General features: G+C 58.5%; 7 protein-coding genes and 1 pseudogene. 3 read left to right on the forward strand and 5 right to left on the reverse strand.

Annotation, left to right across the window (positions count from 1 at the left end):
* Positions 1-8 precede the first annotated feature (8 nt).
* The 4 genes from KUF73_RS29700 to KUF73_RS29715 form a co-directional block, all read right to left on the reverse strand.
* Positions 9-2,492 carry a fimbria/pilus outer membrane usher protein gene (locus KUF73_RS29700; protein ID WP_218441511.1) on the reverse strand — a complete coding sequence of 828 codons (2,484 nt, stop codon included), beginning with the start codon at positions 2,490-2,492 and terminating at the stop codon, positions 9-11.
* Between the two features lie 138 nt (positions 2,493-2,630).
* On the reverse strand, positions 2,631-3,347 hold the full coding sequence (locus KUF73_RS29705) for a fimbria/pilus chaperone family protein (RefSeq protein WP_218441512.1): 717 nt from the start codon (positions 3,345-3,347) through the stop codon (positions 2,631-2,633).
* Positions 3,348-3,391: 44 nt separating this feature from the next.
* A complete protein-coding gene (locus KUF73_RS29710; RefSeq protein WP_218441513.1) occupies positions 3,392-4,018 on the reverse strand; it encodes a DUF1120 domain-containing protein in 627 nt (208 codons plus the stop codon).
* 238 nt (positions 4,019-4,256) lie between these two features.
* The gene (locus KUF73_RS29715; RefSeq protein ID WP_218441514.1) at positions 4,257-4,562 is read right to left on the reverse strand and encodes a DUF1120 domain-containing protein; all 306 of its coding nucleotides are present in this window, start codon (positions 4,560-4,562) and stop codon (positions 4,257-4,259) included.
* A gap of 206 nt (positions 4,563-4,768) precedes the next feature.
* On the opposite strand from KUF73_RS29715, the gene KUF73_RS29720 reads away from it, so the two are divergent.
* The 3 genes from KUF73_RS29720 (at position 4,769) to KUF73_RS29730 (ending at position 6,349) form a co-directional block, all read left to right on the forward strand.
* Positions 4,769-5,401 (forward strand): response regulator, encoded by a 633-nt coding sequence (locus tag KUF73_RS29720; protein ID WP_218441515.1) that lies wholly within the window; start codon positions 4,769-4,771, stop codon positions 5,399-5,401.
* Between the two features lie 122 nt (positions 5,402-5,523).
* Positions 5,524-5,994, forward strand: coding sequence for a nuclear transport factor 2 family protein (locus tag KUF73_RS29725; protein ID WP_218441516.1), 471 nt, complete (start codon positions 5,524-5,526; stop codon positions 5,992-5,994).
* A 40-nt stretch (positions 5,995-6,034) separates the two neighbouring features.
* On the forward strand, positions 6,035-6,349 hold the full coding sequence (locus tag KUF73_RS29730; protein WP_218441517.1) for a GIY-YIG nuclease family protein: 315 nt from the start codon (positions 6,035-6,037) through the stop codon (positions 6,347-6,349).
* Positions 6,350-6,407: 58 nt separating this feature from the next.
* Here the strand turns inward: KUF73_RS29730 and KUF73_RS29735 are convergent.
* Positions 6,408-6,614: pseudogene (locus tag KUF73_RS29735) on the reverse strand (IS110 family transposase); the annotation flags it as partial.

Here is a 6,614-nt window from a genome sequence, read left to right on the forward strand (position 1 = left end):
AGTCATCCTCAAAGGGCTCGGCACTGGGCGGCGGCGGTCTCGTAATACACCTGGGTGTCGGCCTTGGCCGGCAGTTCGAAACGCAGTTGGCAGCGATCCAGCCCCGGTGCGGTTATCCACAGGGCGCGGGCATCGAGAACGTTGGGTAGAAACACCAGTCCGCCTTCCTGGGCCAGGGTCACGAATTCGCCATCCTCGGTATTCACGGTCGCGCCACGGGGCAGCGGTGCACCTTCGTCAGTGGTGACCTTGAGCAGGGCGCGGCGGGTCTTCGTCACCGCGAAATCGATTTTGTCGACGGCACCGCGCCCGGCAGAAATCACCGCCAAACCGTTGTTGATGTCGGCGTTGCGCGGCAGTGAGCGGGTGTCGACTTGCACCGGGCTGTTGCCATAGGCGGCCAATTGCGGGATCACGGCCTGGCCTTGCCAGTCGGTCCAGACCGGGCCGCTCGGCGTCGTGACTTTTACGGCGTCGACGTCGCCGACGGACAACAGCGCAAAGGTGTCGCGCACCGCATACGGTGAGAGCGTCAAGCCGTCGCCATGCAGCACAACGCCGCCGCGAGCGCCCACCTGATAGCTGGAGCGTTCGGCATCGGAACGGGAGTAGTTCAGGTCCAGTTGGCTGTAGCGCGGCAGCAGCGAAACACCGGCCGTGGATTGCACCTGTTGGTTACGCGTGTCGTGTTCGACGCCGACGCGGTAACTGAATTGGTCGTTGATCTGTTCATTCAAGCCCGCACCGCTGCGGTATTCACCGGCGGAACTGCGTACCCAGGTTCGCCCGCGACGGTTCTCGCCGAGTGGAATGCTGACATTGAGGTAAACGCTGTCATCGCTGCGGCTGGTGCCGCTGACGTGCCATTCGGCGTTTGCCGAGACCGACACACCACCGATGCTGGTGCCCCAGGACGCCAGTGCGCGACTACTGCTTGACCCGTCGAACGCAGTTGAACGGCTGAAGCCGCTGCTGAACGCGCCCATCCAGGGATGCGACCAGGCTAACGCTGCACTTTGCTGGTCGCGGTAACGGGATTTGCTGCTATCGGTTTTGTTGTCGAACACCGCGTCTTCGAGTTCGCGGTATCCGAAAGTCCGGTATGAAGTTCCCGCGTTGATCGACCACTGCTCGCCCAAACGTTGCGAGACGTTCAGATCGGCTTGAAGTCCCTGGGAGGGTTTGCTGCCACTGGCATCTGCACCTTGAACGGTGGCCTGGATCTGCGTTTCAGCCCATGGCAGCACGCCAACGCTGGCACCTGCCGCGCGATAGTCGGTGGCGCCGGTGAGGCCTGCGCTGGCCAGGACTTGCGGAGCAAGTGCGCCACTCCAGCCACCACTGATCACCCACGGATTGCCTTCCTGGGTATTACCGAATTTGCGCACCTGGCCGGCGGCCAGCGAATAGCCGGGGGCGGGCAGACCGACACCCAGCATGGCGGCAGGGATGGTAAAGCTTCGCTCGCCGCCATCGGTTTCCTTGATCGTGACTTCCACGTCCGAGCGGTTGTTGAGCCGACGCACATTGCTCAGCGAGAACGGCCCTGCCGGGACCACCGTCGAATGGATCAGAGAACCGTTCTGCCGAATTTCGACCTGTGCCTGGCTGTGGGCAATCCCTTCGATGGGCGAGCTCTGGCCTTCGACCTGCAACGCTTGCTCAGTCATCAGTTGCACGCCAGTGATCTGGGCACCCGCCAGCACCGGGTTATAGAGATTGATCTGACCGGCCTGAAACACCGTTTCTTGGCTGGCAAAGGTGCGTTGGGCATACGCAGCAAGATGGTTAGTGCGAGACACGTCGTCCTGCCAGGTCTGCACCTGACGACTTCGCACGATCCAGTCACCGGCGTTGAAACCGACTTCGGTGTTGGCCGCCAGGTACCGGCTCGTTTGATCGCCGTTGTGGCTGAACAGGCTATTGAGGTCGTAGTTGAGCAAGCCCGCAATGCCACCGGTTTGATAACCCGAGAAGTCGCGGACAGTGGGGCGTTTGGCCTCGGTGGAAACGACCAGCGACAGTCCGAGGTTTGCCGGGTCCGGTTCGATCAGCGTTTGCGGCCAGGCGCGGATGAAATCGTGGCAGCGTTTATCGTCCGGGAGGCCGACAGGCACAATCAGGTCTGCGGCATCGAGAAGCGTCTGGTCAAAGCACACGTCGCCTTGATCGTTGAACGTGACGTCGACTCGACCCTGACGTTGGCCATTGACCGTCAGCGTGACCGGATGTTTTCCAGCGGTGAAACGCGGTGCTGCCAACAACAACGTGGCCAACGCCGGATCGATACCGCGTTGTTGCAGGGTGTTTTGGTCAAACGACACCGGCCACGCGACATTGCTCAGTTCCTCGGCTTGGGCATCCAGCAACATCAACAGGTTGCCCAGCAGTAATGCCACGCAGTGTCCGGGCCGCGCCCGATAAGCGCGTGCGTTGGCGAGCCGAATAGCAGGCACGGCTTCGCCGTCACGGTAAAACAATACTGTGTTCATGGGGTTCACTTGGATTGTGCTTGCGTGCTGGCCGTTTCCGCTGTGGCTTCAGCTGCGCGTGTGGTGACGGTTAAACGGCCGTCGCCTGGATGCATCGGCGCTCACTGATCCTTGAAAGCGCTGCCGGCGGTGTGTATTTCAGGGGCTGATGGGTGCGTCGTATGCCGGCGCTGAAAAACCGTAGACGGTGGCCGGTTGAAAGCGCACTTGGGTGGCGGCCCCGGCTGGTGCCGGAACGCTGATGTGCTCACCGGGCAGCACGTAGGTTTTGGGCAGCATCGCTTGAGTCGCAGCCGGCATCAGCTGCACTTCCTGGGCCAGGCGTACCACGTAGGGCGTGTCGTTGCGCACAGTCAGTTGGTCGTCCTTCAACGACCATTGCAGGTCGGTCCATGGCGTGCGATTGAGCGCCAGGCCGGCCGGATGAAGTAGCAGCGGCAAATTCTGGCGCACTGTCACTCCCACACGGGCGTGCCCGGGTTGGAGAGGGGATTTGCCCTGGGGTATGCCCTCAAAGATCACCCGCTTCAAACGCTGAGTGAGCAAGGGCTTTTCCGATTGAAGAATGAAACGCACCAGCTGGGTTTTCGACGCTTCAACCCGCGCCAGTGGTGGCGTCACGAACACCAGGGCCTCGCTGTCTTCGGGAATGTCTTCGATGGTGACATGCAGCAGTGACAGGCCGGGATCGGTATTGGTGACGGAAACGGAGGTCTCGCCGTCGGCTTCGTTGACGATCACCACCGAGGTGTCCGGCACCATACCGTCGGCCTGAGCCTGTGAGGTCAGCATCAGGGCAAGCGCGCCAATGCCGGTGTGGATCAGTAAGCGGGCGGAGGTAAAAAACTTCGTCATGAGGTGTCTCGTCAAAGGTTTCGAATAAGAGGGGCTGGTTCTGACTATCGGTAATGGACTTCCAGGGTGGCATTGCCATCGATGGCCACATCATCAGTCAGGGTCAGGTTCTGGGCGGGAGCGATGCCGGTTCTTACCCGAAGATCGACGTTGAGGTCCTGGATCTCGATCGGTGCCCAGGCACCGGAGGATTGATCGCCGAACGCGGCCAGCCTGAGTGGCGGCAACGCGAGTCCGCTGGCGTTCTCCCACGTATGGCCATCGTCTAGAGACTGGAGCGATGTTGTCGCAGCGCCATCGGCAAACGGATTACGCAAGGTGATGCTGAAACCGCCAATTTTTTCGACATCGTTGATCAATCCCAGACCGAAGTTGAGCCCCGGATTCGTTGCTGAAGTCGCCCGGTTATCCACAACCTTCAGGGCAAACGGAGTGGGTGCCTCGCAATTCACCGCCAGTTGCAGCGTGGCATCGGGTAGCAGCGTTATGGCGGTCTGATTGAGGTCTTTGGCCGAAACCTTGCCGTGGTCGACGACTCCATTACTGGACAGATTTGCTATGCAGGACGCTGGCGTAATAACACCCTTGACGTTCAGCGTGTCGGTTGCAAAAACGGACGATGCGGCCGCCAGAAACAGTGCTGAGCCGAAGAGAGTTAGCGCTTTGTTCACGGATGAGCTCACTCTTGATGAAAGATTGGTATCAGGGGGCTGACAGTGGTTAGTGCCTGTGCGGCAGGTCTGCTTGAGTGGCGCAATTTAGCGAGCGGCATAGGTTGGCGGAATGCAACAAATACGAAAATGTACTGCTTGGTGTATGAAAGGGTGTTGCAGACAAAGTCAGCGGGTTATCCATCGCCTGCAGGTCAAACAGAAAAAGGATGTCGAAGTCACCCGGGAGAAGGACTGCTCATTTAAGTGCGCGGGCAATGCTGGGGCTCAGCAGTTGCCCGCGTTCTGCGTCGGGTTCGCGATTGTCCATTGGCGACAACGCATAACGAGTTTCCGCATCGCAGTTCACTGTCAAATGCAGGGTGTATTTGGGCAAAATCGTGACGCTGTTCGGGTTGAGGTCTTTCACGGAAATTTTTCCGTGATCAACAACACCCCCTCCGGCCAAGTTCGTTATGCAAGCCGCTGGTGTGATAACACCCGTGACGGAATGCAACAAATACGAAAACGGACACCTTGATGTATGAAAGGGATTTGCAGGCAACGTATCGCCACCTTCCGTTTGTGCCGTTGCGTTGTGAGCTATTTAGCTACGACCTGTAGGAATAATCTGTTTGTTATGTGAGGGTAAAAGTTCGGCCCTGAATACGTTGATCGGACGTGAGGTGAGACCCTGACGGGGCGTTGTGAGGGAACACAGAACTGCGATAGTTTCCGCGCCTTTCAGTCACCTTGTAGGAGACGTCCGACATGCGCGTAATTATTGCTGACGACCATTCTGTGGTTCGCCTCGGATTGCGGATGCTCATCGATTCCAGCAAAACCTGTGTGATCGTGGGCGAGGCAGAGGGCCCGGACAGCCTGATGAGGCTTCTTGCAAATACGCCATGCGACCTGCTGGTTTCCGACTTTTCGATGCCGGGAGACCAGCAGGCCGATGGCCTGAATATGTTAGGCACGCTTCGGCGTCACTACCCGGCGATGCCGGTCATCCTGGTGACGATGTTTGCCAACATTGCAACGCTGAGGGCGGCGTTGGCTCAAGGTGTGATGGCGATCATCGCCAAAAGCGATTCGGCGACGCAGTTGCCCCTGGCAATCAAAACGGTGGGCGCAGGGCGGCGCTTTATCAGCGAGTCATTGCACACGGCGCTGGCGGGGGCGGGTGCCGGTGATCAATCGCATCAACCCTCATTGTCGGCCAAAGAACAAGAAGTAGTGAGAATGCTCGCCAGCGGTATGACCGTCAGTGAAATCGCGAGCCATTTCAAACGCAGTGTTTCGACCATCAGCAAACAAAAAAACATGGCCATGATCAGGCTCGGCATCTCCACGGATGTAGACCTTTTTTCCTACGCCCGTGACAGCGGGATGGTGCACTAGATTCTCACGGCTCCTACGCAGTCAGCGTATTCCCGTCGCGAATGCCAATAGTGTTCCGCGCATTTGTTGACTATCGTGCAGGCATTCTTACGAAGCCACTTTTCACATCAGGGAGCCTGCACATGAATGATGCCCACAGCGCATTGATCACCCGGTTTTACCAAGCCTTCCAACGGCTGGATGCCGAGGCCATGAGCGCCTGCTACACCGATGACGTGGTGTTCAGTGACCCGGCGTTCGGTGAGCTTCGCGGTCGTGATGCGGGCGACATGTGGCGAATGCTCACCACCCGGGCCAAGGATTTTTCCCTGACCTTCGATAATGTCCGCGCCGACGAGCGCACGGGCGGCGCGCATTGGGTGGCGACCTACCTGTTCAGCCAAACCGGCAACATCGTGGTCAATGACATCCAGGCGCGTTTTGTCTTTCGCGATGGCAAGATTTGCGAGCATCACGACAGCTTTGATTTGTGGAAGTGGTCCCGACAGGCGCTGGGCTTTAAAGGTCTGGTGCTGGGTTGGACGCCTCTGGTGAGAAACGCCGTCCGCGCTCAGGCGTTGAAGGGGCTGAAGGCATTCCAGGCCAGTCGCTGATAAGATCGCTGCTTGTCTTCCTTCAAGTCTTGATTGCCACGTGAACTCCCCGAGCGAAACGCCCGTCATCAAAACCTGGTTCGTTTACCTCGTTCGCGCGGCCAATGGTTCGCTCTACTGCGGGATCAGCGACGATCCGATACGCCGCTTTGCCAAGCATCAGAGCGGCAAGGGGGCGCGTTTCTTTCTTTCCAGTCCGGCCATGGCGCTGGTGTATACCGAAGCTTGCCGTGACAAAAGTGAAGCGTTGCGCCAGGAACGCTTGATCAAAAAACTCAAGAAAAGCGCCAAGGAATTTCTGGTGGCGAGCTACATCGAGATCAAAAGATCGCAGCCTTCGGCAGCTCCTACATGAGATCAAAAGATCGCAGCCTTCGGCAGCTCCTACATGAGTGTAGATACCGTCTTGACTCTCACCGGGCAAGTGCAAGTTTTGGGTCAAATGGTTGTCCCGATTTGAGCACCCCGTAAACGAAATGCAGCAGCTTACGCATTGCAGCACAGATGATCTGCTTGGGGGCCTTGCCGTTGGCCTTCAGGCGATCTTTCATGGCAATGATCGCTTCGTTATGCCGCAGCGCTACCAGGCCTGGCATGTAGAGGCCAGCACGCAAGCGCGC

Origin of the sequence: Pseudomonas sp. PD9R (genome assembly GCF_019200975.1) — a bacterium.
Lineage (GTDB): Bacteria > Pseudomonadota > Gammaproteobacteria > Pseudomonadales > Pseudomonadaceae > Aquipseudomonas.

Bases quoted from the DNA above. Each gene is read 5' to 3' on its own strand.
- KUF73_RS29700 (WP_218441511.1), bottom strand. From the start codon at position 2,492: ATGAACACAGTATTGTTTTACCGTGACGGCGAAGCCGTGCCTGCTATT.
- KUF73_RS29705 (WP_218441512.1), bottom strand. From the start codon at position 3,347: ATGACGAAGTTTTTTACCTCCGCCCGCTTACTGATCCACACCGGCATT.
- KUF73_RS29720 (WP_218441515.1), top strand. From the start codon at position 4,769: ATGCGCGTAATTATTGCTGACGACCATTCTGTGGTTCGCCTCGGATTG.
- KUF73_RS29725 (WP_218441516.1), top strand. From the start codon at position 5,524: ATGAATGATGCCCACAGCGCATTGATCACCCGGTTTTACCAAGCCTTC.